The following is a 23,668-nucleotide window of genomic DNA, read 5'->3' as shown; positions in this document are numbered from 1 at the left end:
CGACCCCCTCGCCGACAAACTCTCCCGCGCCGCCAAAAGCGCCGATCCCATGACCGCGCTGTTCGGTGAAGGCGGGCTGCTTACCAGCAGTTGGCGGCCGCAATAGCCTGATTGGCCCCATCCTGTAGCCGTCGGCTCGCAAGTTTGGGGCAGGTCTGGTGAGATCCGCTACCGGCCGAGCGGGATACTGGCGAATTCCTGCCTGATCTCCTGCAGGGAACGTGCGTCGCGCCAAGTCATCCCGATTGGCTTCGATGCCGCGCCGGGGCCGGTCGATCCCCGTTCGGCAAAGCGCGCGTCTTGCGGGTGGAAGACGGTACCCATGGTCCCGTCCCTCGACGTTCCATTCATCGGCGCCCAATGGTCGGGATGGATATGCGCGTCCATGTGGCATTCGATGAAAAGCGCATGTCCGACAGCTTCAGGATCGGCGTAGCGGCCATCGGCAAAGCGCTTTGTCGGATGCCATGGTCGGGCGAGCGCGACCGAAGCGTCCGGCACGCCCGGCTCGCGCGTCAGGCGGCTGCGATAGATCACGAGGCCTGTAGACTGGGATAGAGGGGTGGAGGGCGCCGCAATGAAGGAATGAAACTCGCCCGGTGCGATTTCCGCGGCCCTCTTTCGCGTCCGGATTTCGCTGTCTTCGATCAGCAGCTGTCCGTTACCGAAGATGAAGTCGATATTGCCGGAAATCAGCGAGCGCGCGATCCAGGCCCGGCCGCCATTCGTGAAAAGGGTATCCTGATAGCCGAGTATCGCTGCATCGCTGATCGCCACGCTGTCGCTGGCCACATCGAGGAGAAGCGCAACGGCTTGCGGGTTGGCAATCTTGCCTTCATCGCTGCCTGCGAGCGCATCGTTGGCCAGATAGTCAAAGGTGTTCTCGATCGTGATGTCCGAAATGCGCACCTCGGCTGCATTGATCGTGAGCGTGGCGGATCCCGGCGTTCCCCAGTTGGCGCGGTGATAACGGCCCGATGTCTGTGCCACGGCGCCGAAGTGGAGGCGGCTGACGTTCCGCCCCGCCCCAACGATCTTGATGCGGTTGCGCCGGATCACGGGCTTCTCTTCGTAATCGCCCGGCATGACGCGGATCTCGATCCATCGTTCCGACTGATCCCGCTCGGCCGCATTCAAGGCGAGCTGCACCGAGGTGTAGCAAGGCAAGGCAGACCGAGTGCAGTCCCGTGCAACAGCGTATGTATCGGCGGCAGGACTGGCCACAGCGGACGCTCCGCCGAGCAGTGCTGCGGCGAGGACTCCCAAGCAGAACTTCATCGCCCATCCCCAGTCTGGCTGGAACTCAGAAGGGCACGCAGAAACCGGTCGATCCTGCGCGCGGTAGGTGTCAGCCACGGCTCAAAAAGCCAGAAATCGTGTGGGGCATCGACCAGATCATATACTTCGGTCCGCGTTCCATGGCTTTTCAGCGCCGCCAGCACAGCCACTCTCCCTGCGGTAAAACGCGGGATGCCGCTCCCGAGGATCAGGGTCGGCGGAGACCTCGGCGAAACATGATGCGCGGCACTTGCGTCGATCCAGGTCTGCGGGGCGCTTTCGAAAGATCCACCGACCCATTGCGCAAACGGCGACTTGTCGCCCGCCGCATTCTCGAACTGCAACGCCAACGGATCGGTCATGTCGAGCACCCCGTCGAGATCGATCAGGGCAGCGACTGGTACCATGCGGCCCGCCTCGTCGGTGCGTAACCTTGCGTCATATGCGAGCAAAGCCGCCATCTGCCCGCCGGATGACGCTCCGCCTACAGCTATCCAACCGGGCTTGATGCCAAAGTGAGCCGCATTGTCGTGCACCCAGCGCAGGGCGTCTGCCGCATCGGTCATTCCCGAAGGATACCCGGCTTCGGGCGCCAGACGATACTCGGGAAGAATTACGGTATGGCCCAGTCCGGCGAGGCGGCTGGCCAGTGCGTAAAAGTGGCTCTTGTCGCCCGATCGCCAGGCACCTCCGTGAACCAGCACCAGTGCAGTGCCCAGCCGTCGTTTCTGCGACGGCAGGAATACATCAAGGCCAAGGCTGCGATCAGACAGGCGCTTGTAGGAACGGTCGAACAGGATCTCCTGTCCCTCGGCAAGGGTCACTGCCGGCCAGGTGATCCCGCTGTACTGATCTTTGTACCGCTCGAAGCGCTGGGCGACGGTATAGCTGTCGTCCACCTCTCTTGCGGTTGCCGGCAACGAACCGGTCAACCCGCAGGCAGCTGCAGCCGCAAGTGCCATCCTCAACAGCGTCATCAACCGGCCGCTTTCATGCAAGGGGGCCGCCCGCGAGGGGATTTGCGGACGGCCCAGTCATCGTCAGAACTGGTAGCGCGCTCCGACGAACCACTGCGCCCCCGTCCGCGAGAACTCGCGGCCTAGATACTGGCTGCCGTCGCCGGTGCCGTATATCCGCTCCTTCTCGTTCGTGATGTTGATGCCCTGTACCGTCAGGGTCAACTTTGGCGTGATGTTGTAATAAGCCGACAGGTCGACATGGGTCGGACCGTACTTGCGCTCCTGAACGTGGCCGTTTCCGCCCGGTTCACTCAACAGATAGTCATCGCGCTTGTTCACCGAAACGCGAATGCCCATGCTACCGGTGTCAAAATAGCCGGTGAAATTGTACGAATTGGGCGAAAGGCCCGTTGAGTCACGCGCCGATACATGGGTGTAGTTCGATGCCACGCCAAAGTAGGACAGGACGCCCGGCAGGAACGTGAACGGCGCGTTGAGCGTGACTTCGACACCCTTCACGCTGTTGCCGCCAGGGGTATTGACCGCCTGGAAGAAGGTGTAGGGCACCTTGGCCGGATCGGCATTGTAGGATGCGTCATAGCGGGGATCGGCGTAGATCGCCTGCCAGTATTCCTGCGGCACCGGCTTGGTCACCACAGCAGTGCTGAGCGAGCTGATGATATCCTTCTTGAACAGACCGACAGCGACCAGTCCGCCCTTGCTGAAGTACCACTCCAGCCCGACGTCGTAATCGTTGGAAAGGTACGGCTTGAGGTCTGGATTGCCGAGATTGCCGACGGTCCTTGTGGTGTATTCGAAGGTCGGGGCGGCGATGTTGAGCGAGCCCAGCCCCGGCCGCGTCATCGATCGGGCATATGCGGCTCGCGCCACGATGTCGGGAGTGATGTTCAGCGCCAGATTGAGCGAAGGCAGGAAATTGTCATAGCTGCGCTTCACCGAAACCGCAGAACCGGCAATGGTTGCCCGAGAATCGATGTTGGTCTTCACGTAGCGGACGCCACCGTTGGCGCGCAGAACCATCCCGCCGAGGTCGAACTCCCCGGTAACTTCGCCGTAGCCGCCCAGTGTCTTCTCGATCACTTCCCAGCCCGCAGCCGTATTGGGCGTGTAAGTATCGGAGATCAGGTTGGACGCGCCAACCTTGTTGAAATCGAAGACGGCGAATGTCGGCAGGCCACCCGAGACGACGCCCTTGCCGAAGTTGGAGATGGGGAACGGTTGCAGGTAAGTCTGCGGCGCAAAGCTGGGCAAGTTGCCCTGCGCTTCGGAATAGGCCACCGACCTGCGGCTGTAGGCCACGCCGGTGCGTGCGGTTATGTTGCCAGCCTCGAGAACCAGGTTGCCCTTGGTGGTAAAGTTGTCCTTGATCACCTTGTTCAGGCGGTTGGCCGCTGTCAGCGCATTGATGAAGTTTGCAGCGTTGTTCGGATCGTAGTTGCCATAGTTCAGGACCGGCACGTCCTGGTTCTTGGTGAAGTCATACGAGTAGAAGTGCGGGACTGATCGTGCATAGAAGCGCAGCTCCTCGCGGTCGGCCGCGTCGCGCGCCTTGCCAGCCATGACATCAAGCTTGAGGTTGTCCGACGCCTGCCACTTGGCCGAAGCCACATACTGCTGGAACTTCGAAACCGAAGTCTGGTGACGACTTTCGTACCACGAAGTGACATCGTCAAACGACGCGGCAATCAATTGCTTGCCGTCTGGAGCGATCGTGAACGAACGGGGCGTCTGTCCGACGAAATTGCCGGCCGGACCATGTGTCAGCAGCCACTCCATCGAGTTGTAGCTGAGACGGTCGTTTTCCAGGCGCGAGAAGAGCCCGTCGAAGCTGACTTCCAAGGTGTCCGTCGGACGGAACTGCAGCGAGCCGGTCAGGCCGAGACGCTTCTGGTTGTTGCCGAAGAAATCGGCGCGAGGCAGTCGCGGCGCCCAAAGACAGTCCAGATTGTCGGCAGCCGGGCAGTCCACCGGCGTCCCGGACACGACGGGATTGGTGTCAGCCCAGCTGTCGCCATTAACGAACGGCGATGTCCAGCGGACCGAGCCGAAGCCTTCCTGATAAACGGTGCGTTCCGAGTAGGCGGCAGACACCAGCACGCCGACCCTGCCATCGGCAAACTGATCGGAAAGCATGGCGGTGACGCGGGGATCGACCTTGCGGGTAATCGAATTGTAGCCGCCCTGCGCCGAGATCACGGCTTGCGGCTTGTTGAAATCGAACGGCTTTGCCGAATAGAGATCGACTGTACCGGCGATGCCGCCCTCTTCGATCGATGCTCGCTGCGTCTTCTGGACATCGACCCGGTTGAACAGCTCCGATGCAAAGATATGGAAGTCGAACGCACGGCCGGCATTGATGGTGAAACCGCCCGAGTCCAGACCGTCGCTGCTGGCAGGAACCTCCATTCCGTTGAGTGTCGTGCGCGTGAAATCCGGGGCAAAGCCACGCAGGGTGATGTTGCGACCTTCGCCACCTTCGCGGGAGATCGCGACGCCCGGCAGGCGCTGAATGGACTCCGAAAGGTTGAGGTCCGGCATCTTGGCCATGTCCTCGGCCAGAATGCTCTCGGTCAGGTTGATTGACTTGCGCTTGATGTCCTGGGCGCGAACCAGGCTGCCGCGAAAGCCGCTCACGACGATTTCCGGCTGCTGCGCAGGAGCGTCCTGCATGGCTTCCTCGGGCGCAGCAGCAGGAGCGGTGGCGGCCGCCACCGGTGTCATTTCGCTAACTGGGGTCAACGCGGACGCGCGTGTCAGGGCCACTGGCCGAGACGTCACCGTGGTCGACGGACTTCTCGTGACGATGGCATAAGATCCGTTGCCGAGCTGGCGCGCGGCAAGACCCGTCCCTGAAAGCAGTCGGTCAAGCGCCTCGCCAACGCTCATTTCGCCGCGAACGGCGTTGGTGCGGATCGAACGCGTTACCTTTCTGGCGGCAATGACCTGAACGTCGCCCTGTCGGCCAAGGATGCTGATCGCCGTTTCGGCGGGTTGCGCATCGATGGAGAACTGCCGGGTCTGCGCAGCAACTTCGGCTTGTGAGGAGACCGCACAAACAATAGCTGACGAAGCTAGCAGTATATTTCTCGAAACCGACATCAATCCCTCCCATCTTCAGGCTTGCCAGGCTTTTGATTGTGCCTGTGCAAACAAGAGCTCCCAGAAACAAAAATCCTTCCAAAAAAGATTTGCTTCCGATCTTTTTTCAGGTCGCCTACTCTATTCTGATAATTCCCGGCTCGGCAGTATTTATGCGGACCCCAAGGCTTGCTTTGACCGCTTCTGCGAAACCATCCGGATCGTTTACACGAAACAGACCGTCGAATTGTTCGGCTGCGATCGCCGGATCGGCGATGACGATCTGGCGCCGGTTATAGCGGTTGAATTCCTCGGCAGCGCTGGAGAGAGGCGTGCCGTTCAGATCGATCATTCCGCTGCGCCACGCCAGCGCGCGGTCGACGTTGGTAGACTGACCGGTTTCGAAATCGACCAGCGCACTGGCGCCGACGATCGCCCGGTCCCCGCCCTTCAAGGTCAGCTTCAGGTTGCTGTCGTGCCTTGCGGCAGTCTCGACCACGCCTTCTGTCACGAGCACTTCCACCGCCGTTCCCCGGGTCCTGACCGAGAACGCCGTGCCGACCGCGCGAACCTGGACGTCGCCGACCTGGACAATGAACGGCCGCTTGGCATCCTTGGCGACCTCAAACCAAGCCTCGCCCTGCAGCAGGGCGATCTGGCGAACGTCCTGTGCAAGGTTCACCTTGATCTGGCTGGCAGAGTTCATCGTCATCACCGAACCGTCGGCCAGTGGTAACCGCCGGATCTCGCCCACCCGCGTCTCGAAATCAGTGGCACCGTCTCCCAGCCGGAAAGCAAGGTAACCACCAACCACCGAAGCGGCAGCAGCGCCCATCAACCTACGGCGAGTCCAGCGACCGGCGGATGAAATCGCAAGCGGTGCTGATGCCTCTTCATTCTTGGAGTCTGTCGCGGCCGATGCTGGGTCGAGTGCAACCCATTCGGCTTCCATGCGCAGCAACAGGCCACGACGGGCGGGGACCTCATCGAGCCAGGTCTGCAGCGTTGCCTCGTCCGTTGCCGTCCAGGCGCCGGAGTCCATTCGCGCTATCTGCCCCGCGATGAAGTCCTCGTCCGAGGATCGGGTGCTGTTGACGGGCGAAGTCATGTCCGACCTCCACGCCGTGCGGTGGGCCGTGCCGTTCCGCTTATCAGCGCATCGACTTCCGCCTCGGTCTGCTGCCATGCCTGACGGACTGCCCGAACCCCAGTCCAGATCTGTTTCTCTACAGCTTTTTCCGTAATGCCGAGATGCGCGGCGATTTCCTTCTGCGACCAGCCCTGCAGCTTGCGCAGTTCAACCACTTGCCGGCAACGTTCAGGGAGGCCCGCGATAATGGCGAGAACGCGTTGGTAATCTAGGCGGCTCTCGGTTTGACGTTCCGGAGACTGCAGGGAATCGTCGCTGACGCATTCGATGTCTGCGACGACGTCCAGCGCGACGATCTGCTGTCGCTTGATGCGGCGCAGCACCAGGTTTCTGGCTACGGAGTAAAGGTACGCTACCGGATGCTCGATGTGATCGACCGCCGGGAGCATTGCAATTCTGCAGTAGGCTTCTTGCATCACCTCGTCGATCTCCTCGCCGGGCAAGCGGGACCGCGCAAGCCACCCCCGAACCTGCCGCTCATGCGGCAGCAGGTGTTGCGCAACCCACGTTGCCCTCTGGCGACGTTTCGCCAGCTCCGTGTTCGCCTCGCCTCTCGTAGCATCCTCCTGTGCGGCCGATTTTCGACCTTGCACCATATAAGAGTCACCGGATCGCCTAATCCTTCCGCCAAGAAAAATTTTTTAGCAGCAGAAAGAGTCGACGTAACGATTACGGGTGCGGCGGACCCGAAAGCCGTACTCTTGGGTCATAGAATGGGAGATCATCGAAGCACTGACCGACGAACAGGTCTTCTGCACATGCACTGGTACCCTGCACGACTGGAGCATCCTATCGTTACAAGCCAGCAATGCGCTCGGAGCAATTGTGGGAAAGGTACAAAGCTGAGCGCGGCCTACCGCGAATGTGGTGAGATTCCGCCTGCACCCAGAACAGACAGATCGATCTCATCAATGCTCGACGCGCCGGTAATTGCCATAATCTCGGCGAGTTCGGCCTGCAGCAACTTCAGCACACGCTCCACCCCCTGAGAGCCCCCCTTGGTCAAGCCCCAAAGCACAGGCCGGCCGACAAGAACGGCACGTGCGCCAAGTGCCAAAGCCCGCAGAACGTCGGTGCCTGTACGAATGCCGCTGTCTGCATAGACTTCAATGTCCCGCCCAACGGACTCAACGATTGCCGGTAGCGCGTGGGCCACCGGTTGTGAATGGCGCAGACCCTGGCCAGCGTGATTGGAAACGATCAGCGCGCTTGCACCATGATCACGAGCGCGCAAGGCATCGTCGGGCCGGATCACGCCCTTGAGGACCAGCGGCAGGTCCGAAAGTCCGCGCATCCATTCCACATCTGCCCACGTTGCAGCAGCATCGGGAAAAGTTGCCCCCATCGGCCGATCTGCGTAGTCGCGAACGGCGTACATCTTGTGCTCCGGTTCCTGCCATCGCTGGAACAGCGCTTGCGCGGCAAGGCGCATGGGCCTGGGGAATGCCGGCATCACCGGAAGATCTACCGTGAAGCACAAAGCCGAAGCCCCTGCGGCTACGGCCCGATCAATCACGTCCTTTACCACGCCGCGATCGCGCATGAAGTAAACCTGCTGCCAGTATCGCCCGCTTGCTACCGCCCCCACGGCCTCTGGTGGACGCGTGCCCATCATGCTGAGCGTGGTGATCGTACCGGCCGCCACTGCCCCCCGCGCGGTTGCCACCTCCCCTTCAGGATCCACCAGCGTCGAGCCGACGAACGGCGCGGTCATGATCGGCATCGCGATCTTCTGTCCCAGCACCGTGGCAGTGGTATCGATGTGCGAGACGTCGACCAGCGCCCGCGGCCGCAGGTGCAGCGCCTGCCATGCTGCCATGTCGTCGTACAGCGTGCGCTCCATGCCGACGTTATTGACGAAGTCGCGGTAGGCCTCGGGCATCAGCGGCTCTGCCGCCGCGCGAAACTCGGCCACGTCGAGCAGGTCCTCCTGCTGCGTCACCTGCTCGAAGACAGTCTTTGCCATGATGCCCGCTCCTTTTCTGTCAGCCCGGCTTGCGTTCGGCGATGGTCGGCAGGCGGCGGATCGGCTCGATCGTGATCGCGCGGAAGTACGTCTCTGCCCCCTCCGACTGCAGCTGGATCTTGCCTGCCGTCAGCGGGATCGTCCGGCCCTTGGCGTCCTTGGTGGTAAGGTTGGTCGCCGCCATCACCGGTACGCCGTTGACGACGTGGATCGACCTGTCACCGAAGACATAGAGGTCGAGCGAGTTCCACTCGCCGAGCGGCCTTTCCGCGTCGGTCCCGGCATCGACGTTCCACGTCGGGAAGCTCAAATTCGAGGGCAGGCCGCCATGGAAGTAGCGGCGGCTCGGATAGGGAATCGACGGATCATTGGCGACCGCCACTGTCGCCCCCACGCGCCAGTCCACTGTCTCGAACGAGGGCTTGCCCTTCGAATCGCCGACCGTCAGCAGCATGCCGACCGAGTGCGGCACCACCTCGAACTCGATCGCGCTCATCCACGTGCCGAAGAACGCGCCATAGGCTCCGTGCGAGTGATAGAGGACGCCGTTATTGCGCGGCATCGGCATCCAGGTGTTCGCGCCCCACTTGTATTCGACGTGGAGGTGGTAGTTGCGGTGGGCCTCCTTTGTGATCAGCCCGCCGAACAGTTTGCCGCTGGAATAGATCGCCGGCGCACCGTCTTCCTGGACGACCTTGAACACGCCGTAGGTATCGTGATTGAGCCCGATCGGCGCGCTGCTGGGCGTCCCGTAAGTCGTGGCTGGCACGGTGTAACCAAGCCAGCTATCCCACCCGGTCAGATCGCGACCATTGAAAAGCTTTTTCGGCGCGGCCCTGTTGCGCGGCAGGTTCGTGAGGATGAGATCCTGCTTGCGGTAGGCCGGATCCTTGGCGATTGCCGCCTTCTGTTCGGGCGTCGAACCATCAGGCGGGCCATCGGCAGCAATCGCGCCGGCAGGAGCAATCAGGGCAAGGCTGCAGGCAAATTTGGCAGCCAGAATGCAATGACGTGCGGACATTTGGGGAAACTCCATCAAAAGCGAGAAATCAGTGGGCCCAGGCACTCGCGGCCAGATCGAATGGCGATGCCGTCAGCGCAATCAGCGCGGCATCGGATTGGAGGTCGATGGTCGCGGGACGCTCGCAGGTGGATTCAAGGTCAATCACCGAATTCGTCGTGGCTGACCTGACGATGGCCTCCATCACTTCAACCGAGTGGACGATGAACTCGGCCCCGGTGCGGTGTCTGCTGCCGGTGCGGATCGCGAGTGCGAGATCGACGAGCCCTGCGCCGCGATAATCGGCCACCGCTCGCCCTGTGTGGTCATGCCGGTTGGGCGTAGCAAAGCCCTGATCGGCGGTAACGAGGCCCATGCGCGGCTCAGGCGGCGCAATCACCGCAGGCTCTCCCCCGAAGAACATCGGGTCGGCCATGGCCAAAATGCCGTCTGACCCGAATAGTTCGCCTGGCCGCAGCGTAGGCACCACAACGTCGAGCGAGATGATGAAGCTGACCGAGGCTTCGGCAAATTCAAGCACAGTGTTGAACGTTGTGTCGACAGTCACCGGAAAAGGCGTGCCCTGACGAGGGCCACGCAGGATGGTACGCTCTGACTTGCCTGCGCCCGAAACGGAGAAAACGCGCTTCACGGGGCCGAGCAGGTTGATCCACATCGTGGTGTAATAGGGGCCGGCATCATACGGCGGCTCACCCCCCGGACGGTAGAATGCCTCCGGGCTCGGGTGGAACAACTCAAGGCCTGGCAGCCCGAGGAACGAGGTGCCGAACACCGGCTTCCCAATCGCGCCCGCATCGAGCGCCTTGCGCGCTGCCTGATGTGCGCTGCCATAGAAGGTGTCCGGTGCCGAACCGATCAGCAGGCCCCGGCGCTCGGCAAGATCCGCGAGCCGCCGCGCCGCGCCGAGCGACAGGGCGAAGGGCTTTTCTGAATAGACATGCTTGCCTGCCTCAAGCGCAGCGCCGTTGATCTCCTCGTGCGCCACGCCCGGGGTGAGATTGACGACAAGCTCGATCGCTTCGTCGGCCAGCAGCTGCGCCACCGAAACGGCCCGTGCTCCGAAAGCGGTGGCCTTCTCGGCAATTGCCTGAGGATCACGCGTGGCTATTGCACGCAGATCCAGCGCAGGCGAACGCGTAATCGCGTTGAGATAGACCGGGCTGATATCGCCCGCGCCGACGACACCGATCCTGACAGGCTCCATCCAATCCTCCCGGGCAGCCATCAGGCATGCTTCGCCTATGCCACAATTTAATCGTTGATTAGATTATCTTGCGACGAAGTCAATCGTCCTGCGTCCGGATGCGGCTGGCGCGGATGAGCAGACTTGCCTTAAGCGTTTCGCCCTCCGCCAGCATCGCCATCTTTTCGGGCGCGCGGTTGATGGCATCAGTCGGATGGCTGAGCGGTTCGACGCAGAAAAAATCTGCATCCCGCCCGACATAGACACCGGTACAGGGCAGTCCATCGGACGGTTCCATCTCGATCAGCAGGCCATCAGCAGGTCTCTGGATTGTCAGCTTCCCCTTGCGGCCTTCCTGAATCGTGTCGACCACGCGGCTCGTCATCGGAGCACCTTGCCACCAGTCCACCGCCCTGCCCGCATCGACCAGCGACTGCGGTAGCCCATCAGGCGAAGTTTCCCACTCACCGCGATGCAGGCCATGGTACACGGCGCTGTCATCGCCTGGAAAATACGGATGAAAGCCCAGTCCCGCCGGCATGGGGCTGCTGCTGAGGTTGGTCACGCTCATGCGAATCCGCACGCCGTCGGCCGCCACCGTCACTTGCTGCTCAGCCCGATAGCGCCACGGCCACACCCCGTCGTCGTAATCGTGGACCAGCCGGATTGACGCGCCATCAAGCGCCATCACCTGCCACGGCCGCACCCAGCCATAGCCGTGCAACACGTGCGGATGCCAGGTATCCGGAAAGTTGGACGGCAGTCTATGCTCGACCCCATCTACCGCGAAGCGCCCCAGCGCGATGCGATTGCAGAACGGAACGATGGGAAAGCACGCCGCGTCCAGAATGTGCCCGGTCCGCGCTTTGCGGAAGACTGGCAGCCCCCTCCAGTCCAGACTGCGCAGCGAACCGCCGACCTGCGGCGCAATCGTCACTTCGTAATTCGACGCCGCAAGCGTCAGCAGACCGTATTCATCCATGACAACATTTTGATCATTGATCAGATTGGCTGGCAAGCCGGTCGACACAATCTGTTGAAAGGCCCGCGGTCCACCAACCCTATTGCGCGATGGCGGTCGGTTTCGGTCTGGCAAGAAGGTGGTTTGCTGTTAGGGAAGCAATGCGCTAATCCACCATTTTCCCGGTGGCCCGAGAGATTGATGCCCGCCAAGAAGCCCTATCACCGCGAAAACCTGCGCCGCGATCTGCTCGATGCCGGCCGCGAATACGTGCGGCAGCATGGGCACCACGGGTTATCGATCCGCACCTTGGCGCAGCAGGTCGGTGTCTCGCCGGGCGCACCCTACCACCATTTCCCTGACCGCCGCTCACTTCTGCTGGCATTGGCCATTGAAGGCTTTGAGGAAATGCTTGACGGCGCGGAGCAAGTCCGCCGCAGCACCGTCACCCCTGCGGAAAAGCTCAGCCGCATGGGCCTGCTGTTCATCCGCTTTGCCGAAACCAACCCCTTTCTGCTCGACCTCATGTACGAGAGCGAGCTGACCTCGCCAGTACTCGACCCGGCGCTGCTCGATTACCAGCTCAAGGGGCATTTCAACCTGCGTGATCACCTGCGGGCAGCACTCCCCGGCGTGACCGACGACGAGGCCGATTTGCGCGTGATCGCCTTCTGGTCGGCGATTTACGGGTTCTCGTCGATGCGCAAGAAGGGCGTGATCCGGCCGAGCGAGAGCGCCGTGCCGACTGTCGACATCGCCGAGGCCATTGTCGCCCGCGCAACTTTGGCCGCTCTGGCAAACTGAACTCTCCGACATGCTGAACCACGGCGCATCGCCGCGCGTGCGCCATCGCGCCATCCTGCAATCAGAGCGGTGATTAGATTTACGCTTGACGCACAGGTGCCACCTATCTAATCGGCGATCAAATGGACCGACCATCAAGGTGTCGGCCGTCATTTTTCGGGAGGGGAAAGCCATGAAGATCACTGCCATCCTGCTTGCTACGTCCGCCTTGGCGCTGGGCACGCCAGCCTTCGCGCAAAGCGCACAGCAATCGCGGAACGCCGGACAGTCCGATGACGCCGATCGCGGCGTGGGCGATATCATCGTCACCGCCAACCGCATCGAGACGACCGCGCAGGACACGCCGATTGCGCTCAACGTCTATACCGGCGCTGATCTTGCCGACAGCGGCATCAATTCGGTCCGGGACCTTTCGTCGATCGACCCCAGCCTCAATGTCTCCAGCTCAAACAGTTCCGCCTATATCGCCGTGCGCGGCATCGCCTCGACCGATGTCACCGAGCTGGGCGACCCCTCGGTTCCCGTTGCCCGCGACGGCTTCTTCACCAACCGCGCCTATTCGATCAACACCTCGATGTATGACGTTGCTCGTGTCGAAGTCCTGAAAGGTCCGCAAGGCACTCTGCAGGGCCGGAACTCGACCGGCGGCCTCGTCAGCATTGTCACCAACCGGCCCAAGTTCAAGAACGAGGTTTCCGCCTCGTTCGAATACGGCAACTACGACACGACCAACGCCGACGCCGCCGTCAACCTCGCCCTGTCGGACAACTTCGCGCTGCGCGCTTCGGGCGTGTTCCTCAAGCACGACGGCTACCGCCGCCAGGTCGGCGTGATGAAGTCGGCCGACAACGAGGACTTCAAGTCCGGCCGCATCCAGGCCCGCTTCGCCAAGGACGGGTTTGACCTGTGGGTGTCCTACCAGCGCGATGATCGCGACACTGACGGCGAGGCCGTGCTCAAGAACACCCTCGGCGCGCCCCAGCCCAGCTTCGATCCGCTCCCGGCATTCCGCAGCGATTCCCCCACCCGCACCGTACTCAAGGGTGAACGCATCCGCTGGGAAGCCAGCTATAGCGGTCTTGGCAACCTCAACCTGATCTATTCGGGCGGATGGGACAAGCAGCGGTTCGACCTCACGCTCGACGCCACCGGCCCAAACTATCCGGCCAATCGCCAGTACCTCAACACCCAGGCGCCTACGACGTGGAACCACGAAGTCCGCATCAGCAACGGGAAGACCGGCAAGCTCTTCATCCAGGCGGGCTACTTCCGCTTCACCGAAGACAACGCGCTCGTAGCTGGCCTGTACAATCGCGAAATGACCGGCGCTTTCGCACCCGGTCAGCCGCTCTCCTTCGCGCCCAACGCCGACCAATCGTTCCGCTATGGCATTGCCTTCGACTTTGCGGTGAAAACCAAGTCCGACGCCATCTTTGCCCAGGCAGACTATGACCTGAGCGAACAACTCCAGCTTTCTGCCGGCGCGCGTTACACCTGGGACAACAAGTCGCGTACCGGCAACTCCCGCCTTGTCCTGCCCGCACTGGCGTTCCCGCTATGCGGCAACGGCTTCCCGGCGCCCGGCACCTGCCCGCCGTTCCCGATCGTCAATTCAGGCAATGGCAAAACGAAGGAAAGCAAGCCGACCTGGCACGTCGGCCTCAACTGGCGTCCGGAGTCGGGCCGCCTGATCTATGCCAAGTACGATCGCGGCTACAAGTCGGGCGGCTTCAACTCCAACGGCTCGGTCGCCGCCACGCCCTATGGCGCGGAACAGGTCGATGCCTTCGAGATCGGCACGAAGAATACGCTGATGGGCAATGCCCTGCAGCTCAACTTCGCCGCCTTCTACTTCAACTACAAAGGTTATCAGGCGCAGCAGAGCACCTGCCCGACCTGCTCGACTGGCGTGTTCAACGTCGGCAGCGCCCGCGTCCTTGGCCTGGAAGGCCAGCTCAATGCCCGCGTAGCCGAGAACACGAAGCTCTATGTCAACAGCACGCTTCTCGACACCAAGTTCGGCGATAACATCATCGTCCGCAACGGCAACAATCAGAACGTCGACATCAGCAAGAACCAGTTGCCCAACGCCCCGCACTTCACCGCCTCCATGGGCTTCGAACAGGGCGTACCACTGGGCGATCACCTGCTCTCGTTCCGTGCCGACGGCAAGTACTCCTCGAGCTTCTACTTCTCGGCCTTCAACTTGTCGCAGATCCGCTCGCCGTCGTATTTCCTCGGCAACCTCTCGGCATCGATCGAGCCCAACGCCGGTGGCTGGAAGCTGCAGGCCTACGTCCGCAACGTCTTCAACAAGAACGTTCTGTCCTTCGCCGAGCAGAACTTCAACGGCTTCAGCGACAATTACCAGTTCCAGCCGCCTCGCACATATGGCGTGCGGGCGAGCGTGAACTTCTGATCTGACACGCGTACCGGCGGGAGATGAAGCCTGGCTCCTTCTCCCGCCATCCAGGAGTAAGACATGCCCGGTTCGTTCAAATACGGTGTTTCAACCTACAGCTACGTCGACGACTACGGATCGGTCATGACGCTGGAAGACGCGTTCGATCACATCGCCGATACCGGTGCCACTGGCATCGAGATCCTCGGCGAAGGACAGATCGAAGGCTACCCCAACCCCTCCAGCCAGTTTATCGACCGCTGGTTCGGCCTGCTCGACAAGTACAAGCTGGAACCCACCAACATGTGCTCGTGGGTCGACATGCGCATTACGCTGGGGCGCAATCTCACCGTCGAGGAAGGTGCCGCGGAGCTGGAGCGCGACCTGCGCCTTGCCCACCAGCTGGGCTTTAAGTTCCTGCGTCCGAAGTTCGGTGTGCTTTCGCACGACCTGATCCCCGAACCGCAGTGGGAGGCCTATACCGAGCGCAACCTCGATCTTGCCCACAAGCTCGGCGTGGTCATCTGTCCGGAAATCCACGCTCCCACGCCGATCAAGCATGAAGTCGTCGATGGTTACATCAATTTCATCGAGCGCACCGGCACGAAGAACTTCGGCCTGATGATCGACACCGGCATCTTTCAGGACCGCCCGCTGACGCACTGGGGCTCGCACCAGATCAACGACGAGGCGCGCAAGCACATGGAGTTCCTCAACGGCATTGCCGTCAATCCGGAGGAGTTCCTCGACATCGCCAAGTACGTCGTATTCATCCAGGCCAAGTTCCACGATATCGACGAGAACCTCGAGGACCAGAACATCCCGTGGAAGCCGGTGATCTCGGCGATCAAGCGCTCGGGTTATTCGGGCTACCTGTCTAGCGAGTACGAAGGCTGGCGCGCGCCTTGGCGCTCGATCGATCAGGTCCGTCGCCAGCACGTGCTGCTGCGCAAGCTGGAGCGCGAGTTCGACGAAGGCAAGTTCGCCTGAGGCCTTCCGCCCCCCAAGATTTCCCGGAGAACACCATGCTCGAACACCAGCTCATCCAGAGCACCGGCTTCCGCAATTTCGGCCCTGTCGGTGCGCGCGAAGGCTTTGCCATCCGCATCCGTATTCCCAACTACCACGGCACCCGCCTGTCGCAACTCGACGGCTTCGACGTCACCGTCGACGGCGTGTTCTACGATCACGAGATCAACCGCTTCGGCATCCGCGACGAAGTGTATACCATGGCCGAAATGCGCGAGGAGACCACCGCGCGCTGGGGACTGACCGAATGGGGCGAAATCCTCGTCGACAAGCCGGGCGGCCTAGAACCGGGCGTCCACAAGATCGAAGTCCTCGCCCGCATCCGCTATTCCTACTTCCCGCCAGACGTGCATATCTTCCCGATGCACGCCGAACGATACGGCACCATCTGCATCGCCTGACCGAACAGGTATCCGGCGGTTCTGACATCGGGCTTTGGAAGCTCATCAAGAAAACGAAGGTTTGAGCACAAATGACGCAGCAGTTCGGTAGACAGGGGGACGATTATATCCTCACGCCAGAGGAGATCGCCCAGTTCCATCGCGATGGCTACATCACTTTGCGCGGTGTGATGACCGAGGAGGAACTTGCGCCGCTCGAGACCGAATTCGAGCGCTTCATTCGGGGCGAAGTCAGCGGCATGGGCAAGGATTTCTGTGACATGTCCGGGCCATATGACCGTGCATTCGAGAACTTCAGCCTGGTAAATGCCGTATTGCCGCGTCACTATGAACCAAGCTTGCGCGACAACCTTTACGAACGGCGCGCAGCCTCGATCTCCCGACAGCTGATTGGAGAGACTGCAACTCTGGATTATGACCAGTTCCTCGCGAAACGCCCTGCAAAGCCCGATGCTGTTTTTACCATGCATCAGGACCTCGGTTACTGGCCCACCGGAACCCCTGAGCCATTGACCGCGACCTGCAGCCTCGCACTCGACGATGCCGATCCGGAAAATGGTTGTCTCAAGGTTGTGCCGGGTTCGCAGAAGCAAGGCCTGCGTCCGCACCGCCCTCTGATGGGTGAAGATCGCAGCAAATCTCACATCCTCAGCGTCGAACTGACCGATGCCGATATGGTCGTGGACCTGCCGCTGAAGCGGGGCGACATTACCGTGCATGACGAACTGATCGTCCACGGCTCAGGGGGGAATACCTCGCCGGACCGCTGGCGGCGTACTTACATCGTTGCCTTCCGTTCGAAAGCCTGCGTGGACTTCGAACGTTCGATCGGCTTCACGCATTCGCACAACGACACAATCGCTTGGGAGACACATCTCGCCGCGCTAACCGCTTGAAGGAGGCGTTCCGACCGACCTCCAATGTGCCTCGAATTTTTTGTTCGAGGGTTTGCCGGCGGCTACCCAAATTGCCTGTGATCTCTCCGCGCCGGTAAATGCTCCTCTTGGCCGTCGACGGCACGAGAAACAGTGCATAAGCTGTAACAGAAAAAAACTTAGCTACCGATTGGGCTTGAGCGCGTCGCGTATTTCGCTTCCAGACGAACGGTCGAAGGTTTCAGGATCAGGCGTTCAGAAAGGGACATCTGACCAACCGGGCCCACTCGCGTCACTCATTCGTCGACAAGCCGGGCAGACTGGCGGGTGCTGGGGTGACCAACCCGGCTTGGACAGACATAACCGTCCACAGTTGCTACCCCGCGGTTCGAGCCACGCCAGCAGTCTGGCCCGGGCATCGGGAAGAAGTTCAAATTGAACAGGCCGCTCCGTTTTCAGCTGCATGACGATTACCCGCCATCTGCCGGCCGCTTTATTCTCTCGACCAGACTTCGGCAAAACCCGACTTCCAGTTCCAGGCCGACAGGCCTCACACATCGACGGGAACAGCGCAGCTGGTACCGAGGCATAGCGCAAGAAATGTCAAATTGGCGCGCAATCGGCCCTAAAGCCCTACCGCACCCAGTAGCCTAATCATCGCAGCATGTGAGCCACAAGAGCTCAAGTCTTTTACGGGAGAGAAGCATGGCTGGTATGGGGTACGTGCGCGCGGCGCTGTCGCTGATTGCTGCATCGACATCGAGCGTTGCCTTGGCGCAGGCTGAAGCACCCAAAGGTGATGACGAAATCGTAGTGACAGCGCAGCGCCGCGAGCAGTCGTTGCTTGATGTGCCGCTGGCCGTGACCGCGCTGGGCGGGGATTCGCTGGCAGAGCGCGGCATCACCAATTCGGCGCAGCTCGGCGAGGCGGTGCCGAACCTCCAGATCAACAGCCCCTATGGCAACACGCAGCCCAACTTCACCTTGCGCGGCATTGGCGTGGCCAACGAATACAATTCCAATCAGGCTTCGCCGGTCGGGGTCTACCTCGATGATGTCTATCTCGCGCCACGCACCAGTCACGGGATGGGCTTGTTCGATCTGGACCGGGTGGAGGTGCTGCGCGGGCCGCAGGGCACGTTATTCGGCCGTAACACCACCGGCGGCGCGATCAACTTCATCACCAAGCGGCCGGATCTTTCGGGCAGCGAGGGCTACGTCCAGCTTGGCTACGGCAACTTCGGCACGTTCACCGCTCAAGGGGCGCTCGAAACCACGCTGTCAGAGGGCGTCGCTGGCATCCGCGCGGCGGTGAACTACGCCAAGGGTGACGGGCAGATCCGCAACACCTTCGCAGGAGGCCGTGATCCCAATTCGACCGATACGCTGCAAGGTCGCCTCTCGCTTCGCCTCAAGCCGAGCGAGAGCGTCAACGTTGTCCTGCGCGCCTACGGCGGGCGCGATCGTGGCACGCAGGCTGCGGTGCATGGCCTCGGTGCCTTCCGCGCTGGGCTCGACTTCTTCGAGACCAATGAAAACCGCGTAGGTGACAATAACACCGACGCCTGGGGCTTCAGCGCCAATATCGGTGTCGACCTGACGGACAAGCTGACGCTGACCTCGATCACTTCGTACGACGGCGGATCGCAGAACCTGCAACAGGCGGCGGACGGCTCGCCACTCGATATCCTCGATATCACCTGGCAGTCGCAGTATCGCCAATTCAGCCAGGAATTGCGCGCCAACTATACTGGCAGCGGCGTGACCTTCGTCGGTGGCTTGTTCTACGGCTACGACCGCAACGTAACAGACAACCGCTTCAACCTCCCGCTGCCACCAGCCGGCGGCTTCTTCCAGCACTACCGGCAGCAGCGCCGTTCCTACGCCGTTTTCGGGCAGGCTGACCTCGCACTGACGAGCGCGCTTAGCCTGACGCTCGGCGCCCGCTATACCCGCGACACATCAAAGTACGACGACGCCTTCGCCTATCTCTTCGTGGGTGCAGTGGGTGCACCTGATTTTCCGATCGCCTCCACTGTGCCGTGCGTCGGCGTGCCCGGCACCTGCGCTTACGATCCCGCGGCCCGCTATGCGCTGAAGGACAACAACAACGCACTGACCGGTCGGGTGGCGCTAAGCTACACCTTTGGCAGCGGAGCGCTGCTCTACGCGAGCTACAATCGCGGTTACCGCGCTGGCGCGGTCAACGGCGGCGGCTACACTTCCTCGAGCGGGATCAGCTATATCAAGCCCGAGTATGTCAATGCCTTCGAGCTTGGCGTCAAGGGCCGCACGGCTGACCGCGTGCTGACCTATGCCATCTCGGCGTTTTATTACGACTACACCAACCAGCAGCTGCAGGACACGCGCCCCGGGCCGGTCTCATTCCTTGTCAATGCACCCAAGTCCGAGGTGTACGGCCTGGAAGCGGAAACGACGTTGCGGCCGATCAATGGCCTGAGGGTCAATGCCTCGTTCGGCCTGCTTCAGTCGAAGTTCAAGGAGCTGACCCTTCAGGGTACCGACCTCGCCGGCAACCGCCTGCCGTTTGCGCCCAGGTTAACCGGGCAGCTTGGAGCCGACTGGGATGTGGTCGATGTGGCCGGCGGTCTAGTGACCTTCTCGCCGAACGTGGTCTATGCCAGCAGCCAGTTCTTCTCGCCCTTCAACGCGGTGAACGTGGCAGGCTCGGCACAGGTCAATTCGGAACTCGCGCAAGGGGCCAACGCCAGGGTCAACGGCGCGCTCAGCTGGAGCAACGACACAATCACCGTTCGCGCCTTCGCCAACAACCTCTTCAACCGCAAAACCTATGGCTACGGCCTTGATCTGCGCGGGGCTGGATTCCCTTACAACTTCCTTGTTCCGAATGCGCCACGCACCTTCGGTATCTCCGTTCGCGCGGACTTCTGAGCATGGACACCGACCTCGGCGATCCTTCGCTCTATGCGGCGGGCATGCCTTATGACCTGTTCGCACAACTCAGGCGCAAAGGGCCTGTCCATTGGAATCCGCCCGCGCAGGATCGAGGCGGGTTCTGGGCGGTGCTCGGTTTCGAGGAGATCCTAGCGGTCTCGAAGCAGTCCGATCTGTTCTCCTCGGCCCGCGAGAATGGCGGCCACCGCATTTTCGACGAGAATGAGGCAGGGCTCGCCGGCGCGGGTGACAGCGGCATCGGGGTGCCGTTCATCTCGCGCGATCCGCCGATCCACACGCAATACCGCAAGTTCGTGGTGCCTGCGCTCTCACCGGGGCGGCTCGAGGGGATAGAGACGCGGATTGCGGCCCGGGTGGAGGCCTTGCTGGCCGGGGTCCCGCTGAACGAGGTCATCGATATTCTGCCCTGTTTCACTGTACCGCTGCCGCTTCTCACGCTTGCCGAGCTGCTCGGCGTGCCGAGTGACATGTGGCGCGATCTGCATCGCTGGACCGATGCTTTCATCGGTGAGGACGATCCCGATTTCCGCCAGTCACCCGAAGCGATGCAGCAGGTGGTGGGCGAATTCTTCGGCTTCTGTCAGGCACTCTTCGAAAGCCGCCGGGCCGAACCAACCCGTGATCTTGCCTCGCTGCTCGCCAACAGCGAAATAGGAGGTGAACCCGTACCGTTTGCCGATTTCGTCGGCAATCTCGTGCTCGCGCTGGTCGGCGGTAACGAGACGACCCGCAACACACTGAATCATTCGATGGTCGCCTTCGCGCGCGAACCGGCCCAGTGGCAGATGATCCGCGACAACCCCGACCTGTTGCCGGGCGCAGTCAAGGAAATGGTGCGCCATGCGAGCGCGGTGATCCACATGCGCCGCACCGCGATGCGCGATACTGAACTGGGTGGGCAGGCAATCCGCAAGGGCGACCGGGTGGTGATGTTCTACCCCGCCGGCAATCGTGATGCCGCTGCCTTCTCCGATCCCGACCGGTTCGATATCACCCGGCAGGTGCGCCAGCATGTCGCCTTCGGGGCGGGTGCTCATGTCTGCGTCGGCTCGCGGCTTGCGGAAATGCAGCTGAGGGTGGCATTTGGTCACCTTGCGCGCCATGTTTCTCGCTTCGAGATTGTGAGCCAGCCGCAGCGCGTGCGATCCGCGTTCATCAACGGGTTCAAGAAACTCGAGGTGCGGCTGGTTGGGTGACGAGGGACGAGTGATGCCGAAACAGCTCGAAAGGGAGAAGGACGCGTCCGCACCCGCCCAGAAGGTGTGGGACAACAAGGCAATCATCTGCGACGTGCTCGGCAGACCGCCCGAGATGGAGCTCGGGTCGCTGGGCGATGGCTGGTCGCTGTGCCGCTGGCGGCAGTTCGTAGGGAGCTATGCCCTGCCGCCAGTGCCCGATCCGATCTTCATCGTGCACATCGCGGGCAAGCCCCGCGTCAAGACCTGGGAGCGCGGCAGTTGGACCGAGACGCATTCGATTCCCGGTTGCGCTACGATCGTGCCCGCCGGAATGCCCACCGGCTGGCTTGTCGATGGCGAGCTCGACGTGGTCACGCTGAGCGTTTCTTCGGAGGTGCTCAAGACCGCCTCACTAAGTGACCAGTTCAGCAAGATGCGATTTGCCTTCACCGATCCGCTGGGCGTGGCGCTGACGCGGCAGATCCTCGCAGAGCTTTATGCCCCCCATGCAGACGAGCGCGAGGCCTATGTCTCGGCCATGGTGGGTGCGCTCAAGGCGCACATCCTCTCGGGCGTGCCGGCACAGGGCAAGCCGCTCGAAATTCCGACCTCTGACTTTTCAGCTTACCGGCTTCACAAGGTAATGAACGCCATCCTCGATCACCCGGAACACGAACACAGCCTGGAGCAGATGGCGGCGACCGCCGGCGTCACCCCCTCGCACTTCTGCCGCGTGTTCAAGAAGGCCACCGGAATCTCGCCGCACCAGTATGTGATGAAGGCTCGGCTCGACCGTGCACAGCATTTGCTGGCGCAGACCGACATGACGCTTGCCGCGCTTTCAGAATCGCTGGGCTTCACCAGCCAGAGCCATTTTAGCCGCGCCTTCCGGGCCTATGCCGGGCGCACGCCAAGCGACTTTCGTCAGCACGAGCAGACGAAAGACCCCGCATGACGCAATGCACCGCCGCCGTCGCCCGCACCCCGCATCAGGACTTCAGCGTCGAGACGCTGGAGGTCGATGCGCCGCGCGCTGGCGAGGTTCTGGTGAAGATCGCCGGAGTCGGCTTGTGCCACACCGATCTCGTGTTCCGTGACCAGTTCGCGCCATATGCGCTTCCGGCCGTGCTGGGGCATGAGGGTGCAGGCACGATCGAGGCGATCGGGGAAGGCGTAGAAGGGCTGGCTGTTGGCGACAGCGTCGTCCTTGGCTTTTCGAGCTGCGGGGCCTGCCCGCGCTGCGATGAGGGGCTGCCGAGCTATTGCCGCACTTTTGTGCCGTTGAACTACGCGGGAATGCGGATGGAAGATGGATCTCAGGCCTATCGAGCCGCAGATCAGGCAGTCGCCTCGCACTTCTTTGGACAGTCCTCCTTCGCCAGCCATGCAATCACCCGCGCGCGTAACGTGGTGAAGATTTCGGAGCATGCCGCACCTCTCGCCCTGCTTGGTCCGCTCGGCTGCGGCTTCCAGACTGGTGCCGGCGGGGTCATGCGCTCGCTGGCCGCACGCGCCGGTTCCAGCATCGCGATCTTCGGCGGAGGCCCGGTCGGCCTTGCGGCGGTCATGGGCGCGGTGATTCAAGGCTGCACCACGATCATCCTCGTCGAACCGATCGCTGCGCGGCGCGATGTGGGCCTCGATCTCGGTGCCACCCATGTGATCGATCCCGCCGCGACAGACGATCTTTCTGCCGCGATCCGCGCGATCGTCCCCGATGGCGTCGATTTCGGATTCGACAGCTCCGGTCGACCCGAGGTGATCGAGGCGGGGCTCGGCGCACTCGGCTCGCACGGTGCGATCGGACTGGTCGGGGTGCCCGCCCGGCCCGAGGCTGCGATCAGCGTGAACATTGCTGCGCTCATGACCCCGGGCCACCGTATCATCGGCATCATCGAGGGCGACAGCGACCCGCAGAACTTCATCCCCGAACTGATCGCCCATCACGCCGCAGGCCGCTTTCCGTTCGACCGCCTGATCAAGACATTTCCGCTCTCCGAGATCAAGGCGGCCATCGCGGCGCAGGCGCAGGGCGAATGCATCAAGGCCGTACTTTTGCCGTAATGTCTTTGGGGTCTGAACCAGCGTCCAAGTGTCCTGGTTGGGAGTCAGATGCGGTTCATGCCCAAAACAGCCATTCAAGCTCTCGCTGCTAAATGTCGCAGTATGGTGGACTGTTGCCGTCCGCGGCGATCCCGACGAACGGTGGGTTCGAACCAAAGCTACCGTCTGCTGACGCCTCGAACAGGATCGAGAAGTGGGAAGGGCTAGAAGCGGATCGTCCCATCCCGCGCCGCGCCCTCATCGCACGGTTGGAGTGGTACAATCGAGCCTCATCGTGAAACCCAAGGGTAGTGCCCCGCGGGGTGGTGTAGGAAGCTGCCTTGGATGAGGTGGCCATCGCCGATCTTCGGTAGGGTTCGGAT

General features: G+C 61.8%; 18 protein-coding genes and 1 pseudogene. 9 read left to right on the top strand and 10 right to left on the bottom strand.

Annotated features, from left to right (window positions below; genetic code table 11):
* Positions 1 to 168: 168 nt before the first annotated feature.
* The 9 genes from AC1Q5P_RS20800 to AC1Q5P_RS20760 form a co-directional block, all read right to left on the bottom strand.
* Positions 169 to 1,278, bottom strand: coding sequence for a pectinesterase family protein (locus AC1Q5P_RS20800; protein ID WP_492478267.1), 1,110 nt, complete (start codon positions 1,276 to 1,278; stop codon positions 169 to 171).
* The gene (locus tag AC1Q5P_RS20795; protein WP_492519930.1) at positions 1,275 to 2,240 is read right to left on the bottom strand and encodes an alpha/beta hydrolase; all 966 of its coding nucleotides are present in this window, start codon (positions 2,238 to 2,240) and stop codon (positions 1,275 to 1,277) included. The genes AC1Q5P_RS20800 and AC1Q5P_RS20795 overlap by 4 nt, the downstream gene beginning before the upstream one ends.
* A 78-nt stretch (positions 2,241 to 2,318) precedes the next feature.
* Positions 2,319 to 5,357, bottom strand: a complete 3,039-nt coding sequence (locus tag AC1Q5P_RS20790; protein ID WP_492519929.1) for a TonB-dependent receptor — start codon at positions 5,355 to 5,357, stop codon at positions 2,319 to 2,321.
* Positions 5,358 to 5,472: 115 nt separating this feature from the next.
* Entirely contained in the window at positions 5,473 to 6,444 is a 972-nt protein-coding gene (locus AC1Q5P_RS20785; RefSeq protein WP_492519928.1) for a FecR family protein, read from the bottom strand.
* Entirely contained in the window at positions 6,441 to 6,974 is a 534-nt protein-coding gene (locus AC1Q5P_RS20780; protein WP_039335773.1) for an RNA polymerase sigma factor, read from the bottom strand. The genes AC1Q5P_RS20785 and AC1Q5P_RS20780 overlap by 4 nt, the downstream gene beginning before the upstream one ends.
* A 365-nt stretch (positions 6,975 to 7,339) precedes the next feature.
* Entirely contained in the window at positions 7,340 to 8,452 is a 1,113-nt protein-coding gene (locus AC1Q5P_RS20775; RefSeq protein WP_492519927.1) for an alpha-hydroxy-acid oxidizing protein, read from the bottom strand.
* 19 nt (positions 8,453 to 8,471) lie between these two features.
* Complete coding sequence (locus tag AC1Q5P_RS20770) at positions 8,472 to 9,473, bottom strand: 3-keto-disaccharide hydrolase (protein ID WP_492519926.1); 1,002 nt, start codon at positions 9,471 to 9,473, stop codon at positions 8,472 to 8,474.
* A gap of 28 nt (positions 9,474 to 9,501) precedes the next feature.
* On the bottom strand, positions 9,502 to 10,677 hold the full coding sequence (locus AC1Q5P_RS20765; protein WP_169745725.1) for a Gfo/Idh/MocA family protein: 1,176 nt from the start codon (positions 10,675 to 10,677) through the stop codon (positions 9,502 to 9,504).
* A gap of 79 nt (positions 10,678 to 10,756) precedes the next feature.
* Positions 10,757 to 11,638 carry an aldose 1-epimerase gene (locus AC1Q5P_RS20760; protein WP_492519925.1) on the bottom strand — a complete coding sequence of 294 codons (882 nt, stop codon included), beginning with the start codon at positions 11,636 to 11,638 and terminating at the stop codon, positions 10,757 to 10,759.
* A gap of 180 nt (positions 11,639 to 11,818) precedes the next feature.
* On the opposite strand from AC1Q5P_RS20760, the gene AC1Q5P_RS20755 reads away from it, so the two are divergent.
* From AC1Q5P_RS20755 to AC1Q5P_RS20735, 5 genes are all read left to right on the top strand, one after another.
* Complete coding sequence (locus AC1Q5P_RS20755; protein ID WP_039335583.1) at positions 11,819 to 12,421, top strand: TetR/AcrR family transcriptional regulator; 603 nt, start codon at positions 11,819 to 11,821, stop codon at positions 12,419 to 12,421.
* A gap of 172 nt (positions 12,422 to 12,593) precedes the next feature.
* A complete protein-coding gene (locus AC1Q5P_RS20750) occupies positions 12,594 to 14,840 on the top strand; it encodes a TonB-dependent receptor (protein ID WP_492519924.1) in 2,247 nt (748 codons plus the stop codon).
* A 63-nt stretch (positions 14,841 to 14,903) separates the two neighbouring features.
* Positions 14,904 to 15,812 (top strand): sugar phosphate isomerase/epimerase family protein, encoded by a 909-nt coding sequence (locus AC1Q5P_RS20745; protein WP_039335579.1) that lies wholly within the window; start codon positions 14,904 to 14,906, stop codon positions 15,810 to 15,812.
* Between the two features lie 35 nt (positions 15,813 to 15,847).
* Positions 15,848 to 16,252, top strand: a complete 405-nt coding sequence (locus AC1Q5P_RS20740) for a C-glycoside deglycosidase beta subunit domain-containing protein (protein ID WP_039335577.1) — start codon at positions 15,848 to 15,850, stop codon at positions 16,250 to 16,252.
* Positions 16,253 to 16,323: 71 nt separating this feature from the next.
* Positions 16,324 to 17,148, top strand: a complete 825-nt coding sequence (locus tag AC1Q5P_RS20735) for a phytanoyl-CoA dioxygenase family protein (protein ID WP_062346911.1) — start codon at positions 16,324 to 16,326, stop codon at positions 17,146 to 17,148.
* A 278-nt stretch (positions 17,149 to 17,426) separates the two neighbouring features.
* Here AC1Q5P_RS20735 and AC1Q5P_RS20730 read toward each other — a convergent pair.
* Positions 17,427 to 17,610, bottom strand: a pseudogene (locus AC1Q5P_RS20730) (integrase); the annotation flags it as partial.
* Between the two features lie 222 nt (positions 17,611 to 17,832).
* Here AC1Q5P_RS20730 and AC1Q5P_RS20725 point away from each other — a divergent pair.
* The 4 genes from AC1Q5P_RS20725 to AC1Q5P_RS20710 are packed head-to-tail and all read left to right on the top strand — an operon-like array spanning position 17,833 to position 23,306.
* The gene (locus AC1Q5P_RS20725) at positions 17,833 to 20,040 is read left to right on the top strand and encodes a TonB-dependent receptor (RefSeq protein WP_492519923.1); all 2,208 of its coding nucleotides are present in this window, start codon (positions 17,833 to 17,835) and stop codon (positions 20,038 to 20,040) included.
* Between the two features lie 2 nt (positions 20,041 to 20,042).
* The gene (locus AC1Q5P_RS20720) at positions 20,043 to 21,260 is read left to right on the top strand and encodes a cytochrome P450 (RefSeq protein WP_193828735.1); all 1,218 of its coding nucleotides are present in this window, start codon (positions 20,043 to 20,045) and stop codon (positions 21,258 to 21,260) included.
* A gap of 13 nt (positions 21,261 to 21,273) precedes the next feature.
* On the top strand, positions 21,274 to 22,197 hold the full coding sequence (locus AC1Q5P_RS20715) for a helix-turn-helix domain-containing protein (RefSeq protein WP_492519922.1): 924 nt from the start codon (positions 21,274 to 21,276) through the stop codon (positions 22,195 to 22,197).
* Positions 22,194 to 23,306 (top strand): NAD(P)-dependent alcohol dehydrogenase, encoded by a 1,113-nt coding sequence (locus AC1Q5P_RS20710; protein ID WP_492519921.1) that lies wholly within the window; start codon positions 22,194 to 22,196, stop codon positions 23,304 to 23,306. The genes AC1Q5P_RS20715 and AC1Q5P_RS20710 overlap by 4 nt, the downstream gene beginning before the upstream one ends.
* The last annotated feature ends 362 nt before the right edge of the window (positions 23,307 to 23,668 follow it).

The sequence above is a fragment of the Novosphingobium sp. GW835-FHT14H07 genome (genome assembly GCF_058793515.1).
The sequence above is the reverse complement of the archived record's forward strand: the minus strand, read 5'-3'. Positions and strand labels throughout refer to the sequence as shown.

What these genes read in the sequence shown, in the direction of transcription:
- AC1Q5P_RS20800 (WP_492478267.1), bottom strand. Translation starts at nt 1,278, where the DNA reads ATGAAGTTCTGCTTGGGAGTCCTCGCCGCAGCACTGCTCGGCGGAGCG.
- AC1Q5P_RS20795 (WP_492519930.1), bottom strand. Translation starts at nt 2,240, where the DNA reads ATGGCACTTGCGGCTGCAGCTGCCTGCGGGTTGACCGGTTCGTTGCCG.
- AC1Q5P_RS20790 (WP_492519929.1), bottom strand. Translation starts at nt 5,357, where the DNA reads ATGTCGGTTTCGAGAAATATACTGCTAGCTTCGTCAGCTATTGTTTGT.
- AC1Q5P_RS20785 (WP_492519928.1), bottom strand. Translation starts at nt 6,444, where the DNA reads ATGACTTCGCCCGTCAACAGCACCCGATCCTCGGACGAGGACTTCATC.
- AC1Q5P_RS20775 (WP_492519927.1), bottom strand. Translation starts at nt 8,452, where the DNA reads ATGGCAAAGACTGTCTTCGAGCAGGTGACGCAGCAGGAGGACCTGCTC.
- AC1Q5P_RS20770 (WP_492519926.1), bottom strand. Translation starts at nt 9,473, where the DNA reads ATGTCCGCACGTCATTGCATTCTGGCTGCCAAATTTGCCTGCAGCCTT.
- AC1Q5P_RS20765 (WP_169745725.1), bottom strand. Translation starts at nt 10,677, where the DNA reads ATGGAGCCTGTCAGGATCGGTGTCGTCGGCGCGGGCGATATCAGCCCG.
- AC1Q5P_RS20760 (WP_492519925.1), bottom strand. Translation starts at nt 11,638, where the DNA reads ATGGATGAATACGGTCTGCTGACGCTTGCGGCGTCGAATTACGAAGTG.
- AC1Q5P_RS20755 (WP_039335583.1), top strand. Translation starts at nt 11,819, where the DNA reads ATGCCCGCCAAGAAGCCCTATCACCGCGAAAACCTGCGCCGCGATCTG.
- AC1Q5P_RS20750 (WP_492519924.1), top strand. Translation starts at nt 12,594, where the DNA reads ATGAAGATCACTGCCATCCTGCTTGCTACGTCCGCCTTGGCGCTGGGC.
- AC1Q5P_RS20745 (WP_039335579.1), top strand. Translation starts at nt 14,904, where the DNA reads ATGCCCGGTTCGTTCAAATACGGTGTTTCAACCTACAGCTACGTCGAC.
- AC1Q5P_RS20740 (WP_039335577.1), top strand. Translation starts at nt 15,848, where the DNA reads ATGCTCGAACACCAGCTCATCCAGAGCACCGGCTTCCGCAATTTCGGC.
- AC1Q5P_RS20735 (WP_062346911.1), top strand. Translation starts at nt 16,324, where the DNA reads ATGACGCAGCAGTTCGGTAGACAGGGGGACGATTATATCCTCACGCCA.
- AC1Q5P_RS20725 (WP_492519923.1), top strand. Translation starts at nt 17,833, where the DNA reads ATGGCTGGTATGGGGTACGTGCGCGCGGCGCTGTCGCTGATTGCTGCA.
- AC1Q5P_RS20720 (WP_193828735.1), top strand. Translation starts at nt 20,043, where the DNA reads ATGGACACCGACCTCGGCGATCCTTCGCTCTATGCGGCGGGCATGCCT.
- AC1Q5P_RS20715 (WP_492519922.1), top strand. Translation starts at nt 21,274, where the DNA reads ATGCCGAAACAGCTCGAAAGGGAGAAGGACGCGTCCGCACCCGCCCAG.
- AC1Q5P_RS20710 (WP_492519921.1), top strand. Translation starts at nt 22,194, where the DNA reads ATGACGCAATGCACCGCCGCCGTCGCCCGCACCCCGCATCAGGACTTC.